We start from the raw sequence: 17,818 nt of genomic DNA, 5'->3' as shown, positions 1-17,818 counted from the left end.
CCGTGAACAGCCAATGGCTGGAGGGTACTGTCCGGCACAGGCGGAAGTACCCGGTGCAACACGAATTCAGCTACAGCACCGGCATGCTGGCCCTGGACACCGACGAGTGGAGCCAGGTTTCCGATATCAGCCCGCTATTTTCCCTGGAACGTTTCAACTGGATGTCTCTGAAGCGCAGGGACTACTTCCGTCCGGAGACAGGCGACCTGTCCGGGGCTGTGCGTGACCACGTGGAACGGGCCACCGGCTGGCGTCCGGATGGAGAAGTCGAGCTGATTACTCATCCGCGCTACTTTGGTTACGTGTTCAATCCGGTCAGCTTCTATTTCTGCTACCGCGCCGGCGAGTGCCCGGCGGATGGCGTGGTTCCAAAGGTCATCGTTGCCCAGATTACCAACACCCCGTGGCATGACCGTCATGCCTATTGCCTGGAGACGACCGGCGCAGAGCCGAACCAGGCGGGCTGGCGCACCGAACAGTTTGGTTTTAGCAAACGCTTTCACGTGTCGCCGTTCAACGGCATGAACCAGCACTACGAGTGGACATTCAGTTTCCGGGGCCCTGATCTGAGAATTCACATGAATGTTCTGGAAGAGGGCCGCAAGCATTTTGATGCCACTCTGGTAGTCCAACGTACCCCTCTCACTCGTAAAGATGTGCACAGAAGTCTTCGAAAGTTTCCGCTCGAGGCATTCAAGGTTGTGGCAGGTATTTACTGGCACGCCCTGCGCCTCAAGCTCAAGGGGGCACCGTTCTACACCCACCCCGATAAGCTTTACGAGGACGATACCGCCTACCGCCGTGGGCATGATGATTCCGGGCTGGATGTCACCAGCTCCGAGACCAATGACAAGATTCGTGGAAGGGTAAGCTCATGGAGAACCTGAATACTTCGGTTGAAAACACGTCATCCGACTCTGGCAGCCTTCCGGCGCTCAGCCGGTTTGCGAGGACCCTGGTGATTCAGCAGCTCCGCTTACTGGGCGAAGGCCAGTTGACGGTGAAGGAATCCGGGTTTGAAGACCTTGTATTCGGAGACGGCAATAGCCAGTACCAGCCGGCAGAGCTGATTATCCACGATCACAGCACCTGGCGGGACCTGCTGACGGGCGGAAGCGTTGGCGCAGCAGAAGCGTACGTTGCCGGGGACTGGTCGACGCCCGATCTGGTTGCCCTGCTCCGCTTCTTTACCCGCAACGTCGACCGTATGAATGAGTTTGAAGACCGGTTCAGCTGGGTTACCAAACCTGCCCTGAAAGGCCTGCACTGGCTGAACCGTAATACGAAAGAAGGCTCCCGGAAAAACATCAGCGCCCATTACGATCTGGGTAACGACCTGTTCGAGACCTTCCTCGACCCAACCATGATGTACTCGTCGGCGATCTATCCCAGCGCCGAATCGAGCCTTGAAGAAGCGGCTGTGCACAAACTGGACACCATCTGCCGGAAGCTGGACCTCCAGCCCGGGGACAAGGTGATTGAAATCGGCACCGGCTGGGGCGGCTTTGCGATCCATGCCGCCAAACACTATGGCTGTCATGTCACCACGACGACCATTTCCAGAGAGCAGCTGGAGCTCGCGAAAGAACGGGTCCAGAAAGAGGGGCTGGAGGACCAGATTACCCTACTGTTTGACGATTACCGGGACCTCCAGGGGCAATTCGACAAACTTGTTTCCATCGAGATGATTGAAGCCGTTGGCCCTCAGTTTCTCAACAGCTATTTCTCCCAAATTAACGCCCTGTTGAAGCCCGACGGGTTGGCTCTGGTGCAGGCCATTAACATGCCGGAGCAGCGGTACCAGAGAGCTTTGAAAAACGTTGATTTTATCCAGCGATTTATCTTCCCGGGGAGCTTTATTCCCTCTTTCGGAGCCATCCTCGAATCGGTTCGAAAAGAAAGCAAGCTGGTACTCACCCATGCCGAGGATACCGGCTTCCACTATGCCAGGACCCTTCACGACTGGTGCGACCGGTTCATGGCCCAGCGGGACAAGCTGGAGTCGATGGGTTACGACGAAGGATTCCGGCGCCTGTGGCACTTTTACTTTGCCTATTGTGAAGCGGGCTTCAGCGAGCGGGCCATTGGCGTTGCGCAGCTGGTGTTCGCCAAGCCCGGCAACCAACGCGAGAACATCTTGAGCGTATGATCGCCTCCGAAACTGCCCGTAACGTTCTTAATTTCCTGCTGTTCCAGGCAGGCTGGTTTGCCTGCGTGTTTTATCCCGGGCTGATCGGCGCCGGGATCGTGGTGATATTTCTGGTGCTGCATTTTGTCCTGGTCAGCCAGAACCGGATGACCGAGCTTCAGTTCATCGGCCTGGGAACCGTCGTCGGCTCAGTTCTGGACGGCATCTGGTTCCGGACCGGCATTCTGGACGACGGCTCCGGACAAGTGATGCTCACTCCCCCTTGGCTTGTCGCCATCTGGGCCATCTTCATGACGACTCTGAGCCATTCCCTCGACTGGATCAGCAAGAAAGCCTGGCTGCCCTTCGTACTTGCGCCCTTTGCCGGCCCCTTCGCCTATTGGTCGGCGAGCCAGCTCGGTGCAGTGCAGCTGCCAGACTTGCTGCCATCGCTGATTGCACTCGGGTTTGGCTGGCTGGTTGTCTTCCCGCTGCTGCTTTTCGCCCGCAAAACGCTTTACCCGGAGCTGGTTCGATGAAACGCGCTACCTGGTCAGTTTACGTGGCGCTGTTGGCAGTCGCAGGGCCGGCCGCGGCCGCAGATTTCAGTTTCATCGGTACCGCAAGCACGGGAGACGGCAACGTTATTTACGAAGAGCGCCATTCCGTTGATGGTACCTGTGAGGAAGGCGTATTCCGGCCCCGGCAACACGAGGTGACCTACTTCAAACCGGACGCGGACGAGTCATTCGCCCGCAAAGACCTTGAATACGAGGTTTCAGTACTGCGTCCGTCCGTAGACTTCGTTCAGCCGACATTCAGTGAAGAAATGCAGATCACCTACCCTGCACCCGACACTTTGGTGATCGACTGGCAGACGCCAGGCGGCGATTCAGAGCAATTCGAGGTGACATACCCGGAAACTACCGTTGTGGATGCCGGGTTCGATAACTTCGTACGTCAGAATTGGCAGAGTGTTGTGGCTGGCGAGCCGGTTGAATTCCGGTTTCTTGGACCTACCCGGGGCGAGCATTATGGTTTCGTTCTGGAACGGGTCGAGAACGACCGGGTGAATGCTGACCATGTCGTACAGATACGCCCTACCGGCATGGTGCTGCGTTTCCTGGTCGACCCCATCGTGCTGGGTTACAGCAACTCGGGTGCCCTTTCCGACTATCTGGGCCTCACCAATATCCGGAAAAACCAGGATGAAAACTACACCGCCCATATCCGCTATAAAGTGAATACCACCCCGGATTGTGAACTGACCCCCTGAAACTGTCGCCCCTGCCAAGGCAGACCCCGGGGGTCAGTATGGTAAACTCCGACGGGAATCAACGCCGGAGAGTATTTTGAAATGATGTTCGTCTCTTTCAACGTCAACAGTATCCGCACCCGCCTGCACCAGCTTGAAGCCGTAATAGACGCCCTCGCACCGGATTTTATCGGCCTTCAGGAAACCAAGGTTCAGGACGACGACTTTCCGGTAGAAGCAATCCGGGACCTTGGCTACCACGTGCATTTCCACGGGCAAAAAACCCACTATGGCGTTGCCCTGCTCTCAAAAGCGGAGCCGGAGGAGGTTGTCAAAGGCTACCCGTGGGATGGTGAGGATTCCCAGCGCAGGCTGATTACCGGCCATTTCACGGTCAATGGCGAAAAGCTGACGGTGATCAACGGCTATTTTCCCCAGGGTGAAAGCCGTGACCATCCGGTGAAGTTTCCTGCCAAGGAGAAGTTCTACGGGGATCTGATGCGTTACCTGGACGAGCTCAAGAAAGCGGGCGGCTACGTGGTGGTGATGGGGGATATGAACATCTCTCCAACCGATAAAGACATTGGCATTGGCGCCGACAACGCCAAACGCTGGCTACGAACCGGTAAATGCTCTTTCCTCCCGGAGGAACGGGAATGGCTGGGCCAGGTCGAGTCTCGCGGTTATACCGATGTGTTCCGGCACCTTCATCCTGATGAAGCGGACACTTTCAGCTGGTTTGACTACCGCAGCAAGGGTTTCGAGCGAGACCCCAAGCGTGGTCTGCGGATTGATCTGATCATGGCCAGTGACAGCCTGCTGCCCAAAGCCCGGAAAGCGGGTGTTTCCTACGACATTCGAGCCATGGAAAGGCCGTCCGACCACTGTCCGGTCTGGGCGAGCTTCGAGCTCTAGTGGCTGGCCCGGCGCGATATGAAAAAAATCAAAACCCGCGACCGTATACTCCAGACCAGCCTGGCGCTGTTTAACACCGTCGGCGAACCCAATGTCACCACCCTGCTGATCTCTGATGAGATGGATATCAGCCCGGGTAACCTCTATTACCACTTCAAGAGCAAAGGCGATATTGTCGAGGAAATCTTCGACCAGTACGAACACGACATGGTCGACTTGTTGGCGGTTCCGGAAGACGCCGACATCAGCCTCGACCAGCAGGGGTTCTTTCTGCACCTGCTGTTCGAGACCGTAGCCCGCTACCGGTTCCTCTATCAGGATCTGGTGAACGTGTTGTCCCGGTACGATCAGCTGCAGGTACGATTCAAGCGCATCCAGAAAAAGAAAAGACTGGCTTTCAAGACGATTTGCGAGAGCTTTCGACGCCAGGGCATTATGGCGATTGAGCAGGAAGAGCTTGATTCTCTTTGTGAGCAGTTGACGCTAACCGCCTGTTATTGGAGTGCTTTCGATACGCTCTCTCACCTGGATGACCGGGAGGCAGTGGATCCGGGGCGGGGTGTTTACCAGATGATGCACCTGGTGCTGCCCTACCTTGCGCCGGCCGACCGGGAGGAAGCCCGGCTGATGAGCCGGGATTATCTCTGAGCCGTAACGTTATTCTTCGTCGTCACCGGCACGTTTCCGCAGGCGGGCAAGTTCTGATTCAAGGGCTTCAATACGCCGCTCCATAGATTCGATTTCTTCACGGCGATGTATGCCCAGACGTCTCAGGGCACCGGACACCCGTTCATCAAACATGTGCTCAAGCCGATCCCAGGTGCCAGTGGCTCGCTCCCGAACCCCTTCAACCCGATCTTCCACGGACTTGATCTGCTTTTCGACGACGCCCCGGGTTTTGTTCTCGAGCTGCTCACCTTCCTGCACAAGACGCTCGAAGAAACGGCCAGTATCTTCCTCGGCTTTGGTATAGGCGCCCAACCCGGCCAGCCAGATCTGGCGGGCTGAACCCTTGATTTTTGCCGCCAGTTGCGGATCATTCTCCGGCTTATTGTCGTTCTCGTCAGACATGTACAACCTCGGGAGTGCGGATAGTTCTTTCTAACCGCCATTGTATTACAGCTTGGCCCGGATTTCAGTCGGCCTGGAACCCGCGCAACGAAAGGCGGCAGTATAAAGACGCATCCGATATGAAAAAATGTTTTCAAACGAAAGTGAGTCTCGCTTGAAGTGTTCAAAATATAGTCAATACTTCCCAATACCGGCGTCCCTGCTGATGCCGGTTTGTCTGGAAGTCTTTCATGGATACTACTCGCACGCCTCTGCCCGGCATCCTTTGCCGGGCTTTTTTTTGTTATTATTGCCCCAAGATATATGCTTATTCCAAAATGAAAGTCTATAAAATTCGGAGTATCAGATGATTGAAATTGCGTGGAGTAACTTCACCCCCTGGTCAGCGTTGGCGGGTGGCATACTGGTGGGCATAGCTGCCGCCAGCTTTCTGCTTCTCAACGGGCGGATTGCAGGCATCAGTGGCATTCTTGGCGGACTTCTTTCACCGGCAAAAGGCGATATTGCCTGGCGCGTGACGTTCCTTGCCGGACTGATTGGTGCACCGGCAGTCTGGGTACTGGCTACAGAGCTTCCCCCTATCGAAATCGAGGCCGGCTATCCCGCGCTCATTGTTGCGGGGCTGTTGGTGGGGATCGGCACCCGATATGGTTCCGGCTGTACCAGTGGACACGGGGTTTGCGGTCTGTCCCGCCTATCGCTGCGCTCGCTGGCAGTCACGATGAGCTTCATGGCTGCCGGATTTGTCACCGTGTACGTGATTCGTCACCTGATGGGGGTGTGACGCCATGAAATTTTCTCTTGCTTCTCTGTTTGCTGGCCTTGTCTTCGGAATGGGGCTTATCGTTTCCGGCATGGCCAATCCTGAAAAGGTGCTCGGCTTCCTTGATATCGCAGGCCTTTGGGATCCTTCACTGGCGTTTGTGATGGGCGGCGCCATCATGGTGGGTGTGGTCGCGTTTGCTGTTGCCCGCAAGCGCACCCTTTCCTTCCTCGGGTTCCACATGAAAATGCCCACCAGTGCCCATATCGATAAACGATTGGTACTCGGGGGTCTTATGTTCGGCGTTGGCTGGGGTATCGCCGGCTTCTGCCCCGGGCCGGGACTGGTCGCGCTCGGTGCCGGTGAAACCAAGGCGGCGGTGTTTGTTGCGGCCATGGTTGCGGGCATGGGCATTTTCGAAGTCATTGAGCGCAACCGTGCGAAAGTGTAAGTATTTTCTGTAAATTTACCCGCCGCCATTCTGACACAGCCCGGGGGCTGTGCGATCATGGCGGCAGCTCCACCACCCGATTCGGAGAACGACATCCATGGATATCAGAAAAATCGACGACAACATTTCGGTAGCCCCGCAGATTTCCATTGAAGACGTGGCAGAAGCCGCGAAGCTGGGGTTCAAGACTCTCGTAGCAAATCGCCCTGACCACGAAGAGCCGGGCCAGCCTGCCATGGCGGATATTGAAGCCGCCGCCAGGGAACAGGGCCTTGAGTGGGTATACATGCCGGTGGAGTCGGGAAACATCACTGACGACGACGTAAACCGCTTCGCGCCGATGATCCGGGACGCCGAAAAACCCGTACTGGCATTCTGTCGTTCCGGGACCCGCTGCACCGTGCTCTGGGCTCTGAGCGCGGCCAGAAACACATCAGCCGATGAGATTTTTACCAAAGCACGCAACGCCGGTTACGACATTTCCGGCCTTGCACCAAGAATGGCGCAGCAGGCCGCCGACAAAGGCTGACACTGCCACCGCCTAACCAACGTTCAGGATCTACCGCATGCAATACAAAGGTTCAGAGAATTTCAGCCACAACCAGTCTGACCGATTGGGAGTGCTGGTTACCAACCTGGGGACACCGGATGCGCCAACAACCTCGGCCCTCCGTCGCTACCTGGCTGAATTTCTCTCGGACCCCCGGGTGGTCGAATTGCCGCGGCCGCTCTGGTGGCTGATCCTTCACGGTGTGATCCTGAGAATTCGTCCCAAGCGAAGCGCAGAGGCTTACTCAAGCGTCTGGCAGCCGGAGGGCTCTCCCCTGCTGCTGCACACTGCAAAGCAGGCTGAGGGTATCCGAGAGGCACTCAAGCGCAAGTACGGCCCTAACGTGGTCGTCGGCTTTGCGATGCGCTACGGCAACCCCTCAATTTCCCGGGTTCTTGATGAGATGCAGGAACAGGGCGTACGGAAACTGCTGGTTCTGCCACTTTACCCCCAATACTCCGCGTCGACCTCGGCCTCCACCTTCGATGCCATTGCCAAGGATTTCTCGAAACGGCGCTGGCTGCCCGATTTCCGTTTCATTTCTCACTACCCGGATTATCCTCCGTACATTGAAGCCATGGCGCGCCATATCGAGGCGCACTGGGCCAACCATGGACGCAACCAGAAGCTGGTATTTTCCTACCATGGCGTGCCGCTCAAGTACCTGACCAAGGGCGATCCTTATCACTGCGAGTGCCACAAAACGTCTCGCCTGCTGGCTGAGCGGCTGGGCCTGAGCAAAGAGGACTACATGACCACGTTCCAATCCCGCTTTGGCAAGGAAGAGTGGCTCAAGCCCTACACGGATGAAACCCTGAAGTCCCTGCCAGGCAAAGGCGTCAAATCCATCGACGTATTCTGCCCCGGCTTTTCATCCGATTGCCTCGAAACCATTGAGGAAATCGACGAAGAAAACCGTGAGTACTTCATGGAGGCCGGCGGTGAAGGGTTCAGCTACATCACAGCGCTGAACGCCACACCCGGGCACATCGAAGCCCTGGTAAAACTGATCGAGGAAAATCTGGAAGGCTGGCAGGTGCCAAAGAACGAGCCAGAGGCTCTGGCAGCTCGCCAGCAGCGGGCAGCCGAGCAGAAAGAAGCAATCTATCCGGGCCGGGATCTCTGATCCGCCCCCGAGTTATAGCCGGGGCTGCGTCAGCTGCCCCGGTTTCCCTCCTTGCCTTCAAAGCCCTCTGAAAGATCCGGTACAGACTGACAGAACGTGCATTCGCCCGTATCAACGGCGGCGCCGCCAGCCTCCACATAACGCACCTTATGGCTCGCCCTGCCCCGATTTGCGGACACGGAAAACTTGCGGTTCCGGCGTTCGGCCGAACCGGTATCAGATGTTTGATGATTCTGAAATTCGCCCATAACACCCTCTCATAGTCTCTGTGCAAGGATAATGAGGGTTAACTGGCTTCAAACCAAGTAGGGATAACCACGTCGTTATGACGGGAAATATCACGTGGGGAACAGGAGATTCGGAAGAAAGAAAGGTAAGAGGAAAAATGGCGGTGGGCCAGGGATTCGAACCCCGGGAAGGCTACTAACCTTCGGCGGTTTTCAAGACCGCTGCATTCAGCCACTCTGCCAGCCCACCGGTTTTTCCATTCGCCGTCATTGCGACAGCGGTGAGCATGATACCGGAATTGCCTGTGCTGTCAACGCTCTGCATAAAACCCGCCGCATTTTTCAACATTAACGGTTTTTAATGGAATCCGGAAGACGTTTTCCTGTCGTAAATGATTGAAAGTTGCGTATCTGACACTATTATGGGAACCAGTATCCAGTCGTTATAAACGGAGATGACAATGGAAGACAGACGATTCGGCGTTCAGAACTCTCAGGGAGCCTATTCGACTCCCCAGACGGAGCGCGCGACCACAGGCATCAGCGATGATGCGATGAAGGTGTTGCGCAACACCTATATGCTGCTTGGCATGACACTCGCCTTTTCGGCGCTGACAGCATTCCTGAACATGAACGGAACCCACCCGGGCTTCCTGATCACCATCGTGGGATACATTGGGCTGCTGTTCGCAACCTATAAGTTGAAAAACAGCCCCTGGGGCATCGTGACTACCTTCGCCCTGACCGGGTTCATGGGATACACCCTGGGTCCGATCATTGGCGCCTTCGTAGCTGCCGGCGCTTCCTCGATTGTCGCCCAGGCGCTGACACTGACCGCAGTTGCGTTTGTTGGTCTGTCTGCCACGGCCATCATCACCAAGAAAGACTTCAGCTTCATGTCCAGCTTCCTGACCGCTGGTGCGTTTGTACTGATCGGTGCCATGCTTCTGGCCTTCCTGATGGAGAGCTCTGTTCTGCATCTGGCAGTGTCCGCCGGCTTCACGATCTTTGCTTCGATCATGATCCTGTTCGAGACCAGCCAGATCATCAAGGGTGGTGAGCGTAACTACGTCATCGCCACTGTTGGTCTGTATGTATCCATCTACAACCTGTTCGTCAGCCTGCTGCACCTGCTGTCTGCGTTCAGTGGCGAAGATTGATACCAGGCTGAATCAGCCGCTTCGAAACCCCGGCAGTTGCCGGGGTTTTTGCTTTCGGTAAACTGAAAGTCATTGTCTTGCAGACTTATAACGAACAGGAACCATGTCCGAAACCTTTACCCTGGTAATTACTGGCGCGCCCTACTCGTCTCAGGCGCCCCAGACTGCTCTCGGCTTTGCGAAGGCAGCGGTAGATGCTGGCCATCAGATTGACCGGGTGTTCCTCTACGGTGACGGGGTCCATTTGGCCTCTGCGCTCTGCGCGCCGCCGTCTGACGAAACCCACTGGCCAGACGAATGGTCCCGGTTTCTGACTCAGCACAAGATTCCCGGTGTGGCATGCATTGCCTCCGCGCTGCGTCGTGGCCTCGTCAACGAAACCGAACAGAAACGCTATGAATTGCCTTCGGCCAATCTTCGGGCCCCGTTTGAAATCGCTGGCCTCGGAGAATGGGTCGAGGGGCGAATCAAATCCACGCGCACGCTTTATTTCCACGCTGGAGACTGACCATGACCACACTGATCATGATTGACCAGCCTCCCTACGGCGCGTGGACCGGACGGGAAGCACTGGATATGGCGTTTTCGCTGGCAGCCTTCGACCAGTCGGCATCCCTGCTATTCACCGGGCCTGGCGTTAACTGGCTGAGACAGACTCAGCACGCCGGAGGCATTGAACAGAAGTCTGTGGAGAAGAATCTCGCTGCAGCACCGATATTCGGCATGGACGCGATCCTGGCTGATCGGGCTGCCTGTATTGCCTACGGCCTCGATGAGCATTCGCTGATTGAAGGCGTCACCCTGGTAGATGCTGATGCCGATCTCCTCACTGACTATGACCACACCGCATTTGCAGGTTAGCTCAGATGACTGACATCCAGACATTGCACATATTGAACAAATCCCCCGATCATCCCCGGGCCGCGCGGTGCGTTGAAATGATGTCTGCAGAAGACGGCCTTCTTCTGACCGGCAACGGCGTGCTGTTGCTGGCACGCGGGAACCTTCTGCCGGGCGCCAGCAAGGTCTTTGCGCTCATTCCGGACGTCGAGGCGCGCGGACTGGGAGATCTGAGCGGCAACGTCAGTTCTGTGGACTTTGCGGAGATGGTAACGCTTTCATTGCAGGCACAACGGGTAATCAGTTGGTAAACCATGGTCAGTAATGCAATGCCACAACGAAACAACGAAGGCTTTCTTGAAGACGCCCAGACGTGGACCGAAGGTGTCGCGACGGCCATCGCTGCCGAGGACGACGTGGATCTCACAGAAAAACACTGGGAAATCATAAAGTTTCTTAGATCTTTTTATAAAGAGCATGAAATGTCGCCACCCTCTAATCGCCTGTTTGTGAAGGCGGTCAAAGAAGCGCTCGGCGAGGATAAGGGGAACAGCATCTACCTGATGCAGCTGTTTCCCGGCACCCCTGCAAAGACCGCCTGCAGGATTGCGGGGCTGCCAAGGCCAACTAACTGTCTTTAGAGTCCTTTGAGGCAGCGCCGTCCTTCTGCCTGTTGCGTTCCAGGTCCGCTGCACTGCCAAGGAAGCTGCTCAGGCCGTTCTCAAACAGGCCAGAGCCAAATTTCAGGAACTGGCGGGTCGATTCTTTAACGGTGCCGTCAAGGGCGCTTTCTGGCAGTTCCCGGATGGTATCTGCCACACCCTTTTTTACACCGCGAGTCACCGCCGGTTCGATTTCCCGGCCGGCCTCAATCAGTTCCGCCACCCTGGCATCGAGGTATGGACGGACCACGAAACGCCAGAACCCCCAGAGAGTGACAAGCACGGCGCCAACGGTTGCAAGAATCTGGATTGTCAGTGTTAGCCAAAAAGGCATGGCCTTCCTCCTTGTACTCCCGATAACGGGATTCATTCCGGCTAGAAATTCAGATAGTTCAGGGAAACGAACTGGAGTAACCCTGCCAGGGCACCAAAAATACCGCCCACAATCATCAACTGGACCTCTTCTTCCCGGAACGCAGGGCGCAGGATGTCCTGGAATTCATCGGGTTTCAGCGCTTTCATCTGGCCGGACAGAACTTCGGCTACCACAGGTGCCCGCTCACGGTTAAAAGCCGGGTCACTGAACACGTCACGCGTAGCCAGTACCGCCTTCTGGTTCATGGCTTTCTTGAGCTCGGTGTAACCCGTCATACCAACGGTGACCTGCGCCGTCAGCTTCATGATGACAGAGTTGTCCAGTAAGGGGCGAAGGTGTTTCTGGATAATCGCACGGGTTCTGTCACCGTGGCTGCCGTTGATCATGGCGTCGGCAACCTTCTCTACAGTAATCAGTTCCTCCGCCACCAGCCTGGCCCAGACATCACTGATTTCTGGCTGCCTGCGCAAAAACAAACCCTGAACCTTCCAAAACAGGATTCGTCGGGGCTTGAGCGGCGCGAAAATCAGGTTGATGGCAATCCAGTTGGTCACGAAACCGACCACGAAGCCGCCCAGCGGCAGCAGCCAGGGCTCCGGATAGCGGGTCCATAAGGGCACAAGGAGAGCGCCAAGAATGCCTCCGATAACCGCACCTCGGTTGATCACAGACTGAAGCTCCACCGCACCGGCTTGCTGGAAAATCCGGTTCATCATGTCCGGATGTTTTTCGAGTTCGCGGCTGAGCAGAGCCTTGAGGTCGACCAACTCGTCCAGATCGTCACCAAAGTCCTCCACCAGCTCCTCTACCCTGGAGGGCAGCTGTTCACGGGCCCACTGATAAATCCGGTTTCTGACAAATAACGGAAGGTTGTCCCAAAGGACCGGCTGGATTTCGTACATAACCTCATCGATGTACTCATCCATCCGCGGGGTCACCTGGGAAATCACCTGCTCAACGATGCGCTGCGGTTCAAGCTTCTGGTAGACAGCGTTGAGGTCGCCGAACTGCCGAAGCGTCCTGTCGATGCAGATATGCGCCATCTTTTCCGCTTTGCGGGGAATAACGCCCTGCCACCCTATCAGCCCCACCCCGATGAACTGCACCGGATAGAAGGACATCTGGATGGCCAGCCAGTTGGTCAGCCAACCAACAACAGCCGCCATAAGAGGCACTGACAGAAGCGCAACGTCGAACAAGTTTGACCCCGGTAGAAGAGTGTAATCCGTTTTTAGGCGGTGATAATGCCGTTAACGGACAGACAGGATAGTACCTGCCTGCAGTTGCTGTGTATGCGACAAATGATGAAGTAATTGAAATGTCACAACATTGGCCGAGCAGCCATGGCGAAAGCGGTAATGCGGCAGGCCGAATAGATGCCGCGCCCCGCAGGGCGCGGCAAACCGGGCAGGAAGGACTTACTGGTAGTAGGCGTTTTCGGTGTAGGAGTGGTCGGTCACATCACGCACTGCAGTGATTTCCGGAACCCGCTCTTTCAAGGTTGATTCCACGCCCTGCTTCAGGGTCAGGCTGACTGCCGAGCAACCCTGGCAACCGCCACCGAAACGCAGCACGGCCACGGATTCGTCGACGATCTCCACAAGGGACACCTCGCCGCCATGGGCGGCCAGATTCGGATTGATCTCGGAAGCGAGTATGTAGTTCACCCGATCCGGCAAAGGTGCGTCGTCATCAATCTTGGGCACTTTTGCGTTTGGTGCCTTGATGGTGAGCTGCCCACCCATCTGGTCCTTGGAGTAATCCACGTAGGCCTCTTCGAGGAAGGGCACGGAATTGTGGTCCAGATACAGGATGAACTTGTCCAGATCTACCTGCTCGTCCGTCGGTACTACTTCGTTAGGCGGGCAGTAGGCCAGACAGGTTTCGGCGTTTTTGGTGCCGGGCTGGGTCACGAAGATACGTACGCCCATGCCTTCCACGTCCTGTTTTTCGATAAGTTGTGCAAGATAATCCCGAGCGGGATCTGTCACAGTAACCTGAGCCATGTTTTCAACCCGTTTGAAAGTTTGGATTCATTTTAAGGGAGTTCGCGGGAACATGAAAGACCAAGTAAAATAGTCGGGCTTTACGAAGGTAATGAATTTCCCGTATTGGCAGGTATTTGCAGTAGGCAATTGATAATCGTCATTCGTACTAAGACGGGCTCGGGCAATTTTGCTATGATCCCGCGCCATTGATTTTAATACCGCGTTTTTAACGACATCCGGAAGTAAACCTATGACCGATCGCACCACCCGTCTCGACCAGCTCCACAAGGCCCTGCAGGAACGCATCGTGATCCTTGATGGCGGCATGGGCACCATGATCCAGAATCTCAAGCTGGACGAGAAGGCGTTCCGTGGCGATCGGTTTGCCGACTACGAGCGGGAAGTTCAGGGCAATAATGACCTGCTGAACCTGACCCAGCCCGCCCTGCTCCGCAACATCCACGCGGACTACCTGGACGCCGGCGCAGACATTATCGAGACCAACACCTTTAACTCCACCCAGCTTTCCCAGGCGGACTATGGGCTGGAAGCGATTGCCAGGGAACTGAACGTGGCCGCAGCCGAACTGGCCCGGCAGATCGCGGATGAGTACACCGCGAAAAACCCGGAAAAGCCGCGATTTGTTGCCGGTGCCGTCGGGCCGACATCGCGGACCGCCTCCATCTCACCGGATGTCAATAACCCGGGCTACCGCAATGTCGATTTCCAGACCCTGGTCGATAACTACTACGAAGCGGTAGGAGGCCTGGTCGAAGGCGGCTGCGACCTGATCCTGATTGAAACCATTTTCGATACGCTGAACGCGAAAGCGGCGATCTACGCCACTCAGCAGTATTTTGAGGACAGCGGCATCACCCTGCCGATCATGATTTCCGGCACCATTACCGATGCCTCCGGCCGAACCCTTTCCGGTCAGACCACCGAGGCTTTCTGGAATTCGGTGGCCCACGCCAAACCCATATCCGTTGGCCTGAACTGCGCACTGGGGGCCGACGCCCTGCGACCTTATGTGGAAGAGCTGTCTGCAAAGGCGGAAACCTATGTCAGCGCCCACCCGAATGCCGGCCTTCCCAACGAGTTTGGTGAATACGATCAGACACCCGAGGAAATGGCCGAGATCATCGAAGGCTTCGCCCGTGACGGTTTTCTGAACATCATCGGTGGCTGCTGTGGCTCCCGGCCGGATCACATCGAAGCCATCGCCCAGGCGGTGTCCAAGTACCCGCCCCGGAAGATTCCCGAACGCCCGAAAGCGTTGCGTCTTTCTGGCCTTGAGCCGTTCACAGGCGACGACAATGTTCTGTTTATCAACGTGGGTGAGCGGACCAACGTCACCGGCTCCAAGCGCTTCCTGCGTCTGATCAAGGAAGAGCAATACGAAGAGGCCCTCAGCGTCGCCCGTGATCAGGTGGAAAACGGTGCCCAGATCATCGACATCAACATGGATGAGGGCATGCTGGAGTCGAAAGAGGTGATGGTCACCTTCCTGAACCTCGTCGCCTCCGAGCCGGATATCTCCCGGGTGCCGATCATGATCGACTCCTCCAAGTGGGATGTGATCGAAGCAGGATTGCGCTGCATCCAGGGCAAGGCGGTTGTGAACTCCATCAGTCTCAAGGAAGGCGAAGAGGAGTTCGTCAAGCGCGCCAGAGATTGCATGCGCTATGGCGCCGCCGTGGTGGTAATGGCCTTTGACGAACAGGGCCAGGCAGACACCTACGAGCGCAAGACCGAGATCTGCAAGCGCTCTTACGACGTGTTGACCGGCATCGGCTTCAACCCGGCGGATATCATTTTTGATCCGAACATCTTTGCCATTGCCACAGGCATCGAGGAACACAACAACTACGCGGTGGATTTCATCAACGCCACCCGCTGGATTCGGGAAAACCTGCCCCACGCCTCAATTTCCGGCGGCGTGAGCAACGTGTCCTTCTCGTTCCGCGGCAATGATGTAGTCCGTGAAGCCATCCACTCGGTGTTCCTCTACCACGCCATCAAGGCGGGGATGAACATGGGCATCGTGAACCCCGGCCAACTGGTGATCTACGATGAAATCGATCCGGAGCTCAAAGAGCTGGTGGAAGATGTTGTCCTGAACCGCCGTGATGATTCCACCGACCGGCTCCTTGAGATCGCCGAACGCTACAAAGGCAAAGGCGGCAAAACCCAGGAGGAAGACCTGGCCTGGCGTGAATGGCCGGTGGAGAAGCGCCTGGAACATGCACTGGTCAAAGGCATTACCACCTATATCGTGGACGATACCGAAGCCTGCCGCCAGAGAGCCACACATCCCATTGAGGTCATTGAAGGCCCATTGATGGATGGCATGAACGTGGTCGGAGACCTCTTCGGCGATGGCAAGATGTTCCTGCCCCAGGTGGTCAAAAGCGCCCGCGTCATGAAACAGGCTGTTGCACACCTGATTCCCTACATCGAAGCGGAGAAAACGGAAGACCAGAAAGCCAAGGGCAAGATCCTGATGGCCACGGTAAAGGGCGATGTCCATGATATCGGCAAGAACATCGTGGGAGTGGTCCTGCAATGCAACAACTATGAGGTGATTGACCTGGGTGTGATGGTGCCCTGCGACAAGATCCTCGCTGCTGCAAAAGAACACGATGTCGACCTTATTGGTCTGAGCGGTCTGATTACACCGTCTCTGGACGAAATGGTCCACGTGGCTCGCGAGATGCAACGACTCGATTTCAACATTCCGCTGATGATCGGTGGCGCAACAACTTCCAAGGCGCATACCGCGGTAAAAATCGAGCCCCAGTACAAGAACGACATCGCGCTGTACGTGTCGGACGCATCCCGCTGCGTGAACGTCGCATCCCAGCTTCTGAGCAAGAATGCGAAGCCCGAGTTTGTGGAAGCCGCCCGAACTGAATATGACGAAATCCGCGAGCGCCGCAAGAACCGGGGTGACCGCACCAAGCTGGTTTCCCTGAAGGAAGCTCGTGATCGCGCCCCCGACATCTCCTTCGAAGGCTACCAGCCTCCAAAGCCGGCTTTCACCGGCATCCGGGTGTTCGAGGAATATGACCTCAACGAGCTGGTGGACTACATCGACTGGACGCCGTTCTTCATGTCCTGGGATATTTCTGGCAAGTACCCGGCCATTTTTGATGACCCGAAGCGTGGCGAGGCTGCCCGCCACCTCTTTGACGATGCCCAGAAGATTCTGCACCGGATGATTGATGAAAAGCGGGTCTCTGCCCGTGGCGTCATCGGTTTCTGGCCAGCCAACCGCCGCGGTGACGATGTTGTGCTTTACACGGACGAATCCTGCACCGAGGAGCTGACTACTCTGCACCACCTCCGTCAGCAGGATGAAAAGGCACCGGGCAAACCCATGATGGCGCTGTCGGATTTTGTCGCGCCTGAAGGCTCCGGGACGGTGGACTACGTGGGCGGTTTCGCGGTCACCACCGGCATTGGTGCAGAAGAATTCTCGGTAGAGTTCAAAGATGCCAACGACGACTATAACGCGATTATGGTGAAGGCGTTGGCCGACCGCCTGGCAGAAGCTTTCGCCGAGCGGATGCACGAGCGGGTTCGCCAGGAGTTCTGGGGCTATGCCGCTGATGAAAAGCTGGCCAACGATGACCTGATCAAGGAAAGGTACCGCGGAATACGTCCGGCACCCGGCTACCCGGCGTGCCCGGACCACACGGAGAAGGCAACCTTGTTCAATTTGCTTGAGGCCACTGATACTGCAGGCATTGAGTTGACCGAGCACTTTGCCATGTTCCCGACCGCTGCCGTCTCCGGCTGGTACTTTGCGCATCCGGAATCCAAGTATTTTGCGGTAGGGAAAATTGGCGCTGACCAGGTTGAGGACTATGCTGAACGCAAAGGCATTTCCAAGGCCGAGGCAGAACGCTGGCTTGCGCCAAGCCTGGCGTACGATCCGGCAGAGTAAGCTTCGGGTGAAGCACAGATCAGGGGCGGATGTATGACTGAATCTTCAGAAGCGGAAAAACGGGACGAAAAAAAGCCGCGTGGACCTGGCGTATTGAAAGTCATGCAAAGCATACTCGCAGGCGCGTTCGGAGTTCAGTCCGACAAGCGCCGGGAAGAGGACTTTTCAAGCCATAGCCCCTGGCCTTACATCATTGCCGGCATTCTGTTCACAGCCAGCTTTGTTGTAGGCCTGATCGTTATTGTAAATCTGGTCCTGGCGAGCCAGTAGACTACTGGCCAGCTACCCAGACCACCGCGAAAGCCACGGCAAGAACCACCAGCAGCACTGCGGCAACGGCATCGGCCTGACTGTCAG

At 56.3% G+C, this 17,818-nt stretch carries 21 protein-coding genes and 1 tRNA gene; 17 read left to right on the top strand and 5 right to left on the bottom strand.

Annotated features, from left to right (window positions below; genetic code table 11):
• The first annotated feature begins 2 nt into the window (after nt 1-2).
• The 6 genes from BM035_RS13690 (at nt 3) to BM035_RS13665 (ending at nt 4,946) form a co-directional block, all read left to right on the top strand.
• Nucleotides 3-887: a DUF1365 domain-containing protein gene (locus BM035_RS13690; RefSeq protein ID WP_092032514.1), complete on the top strand. Its 885-nt coding sequence runs from the start codon at nt 3-5 to the stop codon at nt 885-887.
• Nucleotides 875-2,149: an SAM-dependent methyltransferase gene (locus BM035_RS13685; protein ID WP_092032510.1), complete on the top strand. Its 1,275-nt coding sequence runs from the start codon at nt 875-877 to the stop codon at nt 2,147-2,149. Before BM035_RS13690 ends, BM035_RS13685 begins: the two co-directional genes overlap by 13 nt.
• Nucleotides 2,146-2,667, top strand: a complete 522-nt coding sequence (locus tag BM035_RS13680; RefSeq protein ID WP_053115357.1) for a DUF2878 domain-containing protein — start codon at nt 2,146-2,148, stop codon at nt 2,665-2,667. Before BM035_RS13685 ends, BM035_RS13680 begins: the two co-directional genes overlap by 4 nt.
• Nucleotides 2,664-3,404 carry a hypothetical protein gene (locus BM035_RS13675; protein WP_008171662.1) on the top strand — a complete coding sequence of 247 codons (741 nt, stop codon included), beginning with the start codon at nt 2,664-2,666 and terminating at the stop codon, nt 3,402-3,404. Before BM035_RS13680 ends, BM035_RS13675 begins: the two co-directional genes overlap by 4 nt.
• 81 nt (nt 3,405-3,485) lie before the next feature.
• Nucleotides 3,486-4,298 (top strand): exodeoxyribonuclease III, encoded by an 813-nt coding sequence (gene xthA / locus BM035_RS13670; RefSeq protein WP_008171663.1) that lies wholly within the window; start codon nt 3,486-3,488, stop codon nt 4,296-4,298.
• Between the two features lie 18 nt (nt 4,299-4,316).
• Nucleotides 4,317-4,946, top strand: coding sequence for a TetR/AcrR family transcriptional regulator (locus BM035_RS13665; protein WP_008171664.1), 630 nt, complete (start codon nt 4,317-4,319; stop codon nt 4,944-4,946).
• Nucleotides 4,947-4,955: 9 nt separating this feature from the next.
• Here the strand turns inward: BM035_RS13665 and BM035_RS13660 are convergent, their stop codons facing one another.
• Nucleotides 4,956-5,369: a phasin family protein gene (locus BM035_RS13660; protein WP_008171665.1), complete on the bottom strand. Its 414-nt coding sequence runs from the start codon at nt 5,367-5,369 to the stop codon at nt 4,956-4,958.
• Nucleotides 5,370-5,715: 346 nt separating this feature from the next.
• Between BM035_RS13660 and BM035_RS13655 the strand changes: the two genes are divergently transcribed.
• From BM035_RS13655 to hemH, 4 genes are all read left to right on the top strand, one after another.
• On the top strand, nt 5,716-6,153 hold the full coding sequence (locus tag BM035_RS13655; protein ID WP_092032507.1) for a YeeE/YedE family protein: 438 nt from the start codon (nt 5,716-5,718) through the stop codon (nt 6,151-6,153).
• Between the two features lie 4 nt (nt 6,154-6,157).
• Nucleotides 6,158-6,583, top strand: coding sequence for a YeeE/YedE family protein (locus BM035_RS13650; RefSeq protein ID WP_008171667.1), 426 nt, complete (start codon nt 6,158-6,160; stop codon nt 6,581-6,583).
• A gap of 97 nt (nt 6,584-6,680) precedes the next feature.
• A complete protein-coding gene (locus BM035_RS13645; protein ID WP_008171670.1) occupies nt 6,681-7,112 on the top strand; it encodes a TIGR01244 family sulfur transferase in 432 nt (143 codons plus the stop codon).
• Nucleotides 7,113-7,149: 37 nt separating this feature from the next.
• On the top strand, nt 7,150-8,259 hold the full coding sequence (gene hemH / locus BM035_RS13640) for a ferrochelatase (protein WP_008171672.1): 1,110 nt from the start codon (nt 7,150-7,152) through the stop codon (nt 8,257-8,259).
• Nucleotides 8,260-8,645: 386 nt separating this feature from the next.
• On the opposite strand, the gene BM035_RS13630 is transcribed toward hemH, so the two are convergent.
• Nucleotides 8,646-8,736, bottom strand: a tRNA-Ser gene (locus tag BM035_RS13630).
• Between the two features lie 211 nt (nt 8,737-8,947).
• Here BM035_RS13630 and BM035_RS13625 point away from each other — a divergent pair.
• From BM035_RS13625 to BM035_RS13605, 5 genes are all read left to right on the top strand, one after another.
• The gene (locus BM035_RS13625; RefSeq protein ID WP_014577154.1) at nt 8,948-9,646 is read left to right on the top strand and encodes a Bax inhibitor-1/YccA family protein; all 699 of its coding nucleotides are present in this window, start codon (nt 8,948-8,950) and stop codon (nt 9,644-9,646) included.
• A gap of 103 nt (nt 9,647-9,749) precedes the next feature.
• Entirely contained in the window at nt 9,750-10,154 is a 405-nt protein-coding gene (gene tusD, locus BM035_RS13620) for a sulfurtransferase complex subunit TusD (protein ID WP_008171675.1), read from the top strand.
• A 2-nt stretch (nt 10,155-10,156) separates the two neighbouring features.
• Complete coding sequence (locus BM035_RS13615; protein WP_008171676.1) at nt 10,157-10,507, top strand: DsrE family protein; 351 nt, start codon at nt 10,157-10,159, stop codon at nt 10,505-10,507.
• 5 nt (nt 10,508-10,512) lie between these two features.
• Nucleotides 10,513-10,797: a sulfurtransferase complex subunit TusB gene (gene tusB, locus BM035_RS13610; protein WP_008171678.1), complete on the top strand. Its 285-nt coding sequence runs from the start codon at nt 10,513-10,515 to the stop codon at nt 10,795-10,797.
• Nucleotides 10,798-10,800: 3 nt separating this feature from the next.
• Complete coding sequence (locus BM035_RS13605) at nt 10,801-11,127, top strand: TusE/DsrC/DsvC family sulfur relay protein (RefSeq protein WP_008171680.1); 327 nt, start codon at nt 10,801-10,803, stop codon at nt 11,125-11,127.
• Here BM035_RS13605 and BM035_RS13600 read toward each other — a convergent pair.
• The 3 genes from BM035_RS13600 to nfuA form a co-directional block, all read right to left on the bottom strand.
• Nucleotides 11,114-11,482: a hypothetical protein gene (locus tag BM035_RS13600; protein WP_008171682.1), complete on the bottom strand. Its 369-nt coding sequence runs from the start codon at nt 11,480-11,482 to the stop codon at nt 11,114-11,116. The two genes, BM035_RS13605 and BM035_RS13600, sit on opposite strands and share 14 nt — an antisense overlap.
• A 41-nt stretch (nt 11,483-11,523) precedes the next feature.
• The gene (locus BM035_RS13595) at nt 11,524-12,723 is read right to left on the bottom strand and encodes a hypothetical protein (RefSeq protein ID WP_008171683.1); all 1,200 of its coding nucleotides are present in this window, start codon (nt 12,721-12,723) and stop codon (nt 11,524-11,526) included.
• Nucleotides 12,724-12,942: 219 nt separating this feature from the next.
• A complete protein-coding gene (nfuA, locus tag BM035_RS13590) occupies nt 12,943-13,530 on the bottom strand; it encodes a Fe-S biogenesis protein NfuA (protein ID WP_008171684.1) in 588 nt (195 codons plus the stop codon).
• Nucleotides 13,531-13,762: 232 nt separating this feature from the next.
• Here nfuA and metH point away from each other — a divergent pair, with 232 nt between their 5' ends.
• Nucleotides 13,763-17,461, top strand: a complete 3,699-nt coding sequence (metH, locus tag BM035_RS13585) for a methionine synthase (RefSeq protein ID WP_008171685.1) — start codon at nt 13,763-13,765, stop codon at nt 17,459-17,461.
• A 33-nt stretch (nt 17,462-17,494) separates the two neighbouring features.
• Nucleotides 17,495-17,731 carry a DUF2970 domain-containing protein gene (locus BM035_RS13580; protein WP_008171686.1) on the top strand — a complete coding sequence of 79 codons (237 nt, stop codon included), beginning with the start codon at nt 17,495-17,497 and terminating at the stop codon, nt 17,729-17,731.
• Nucleotides 17,732-17,818 lie beyond the last annotated feature (87 nt).

The organism is Marinobacter sp. DSM 26671 (genome assembly GCF_900112835.1).
Classification (GTDB): domain Bacteria; phylum Pseudomonadota; class Gammaproteobacteria; order Pseudomonadales; family Oleiphilaceae; genus Marinobacter; species Marinobacter flavimaris.
Note: the sequence above shows the minus strand (reverse complement) of the source record. Positions and strands in the feature narration are given on the sequence as shown.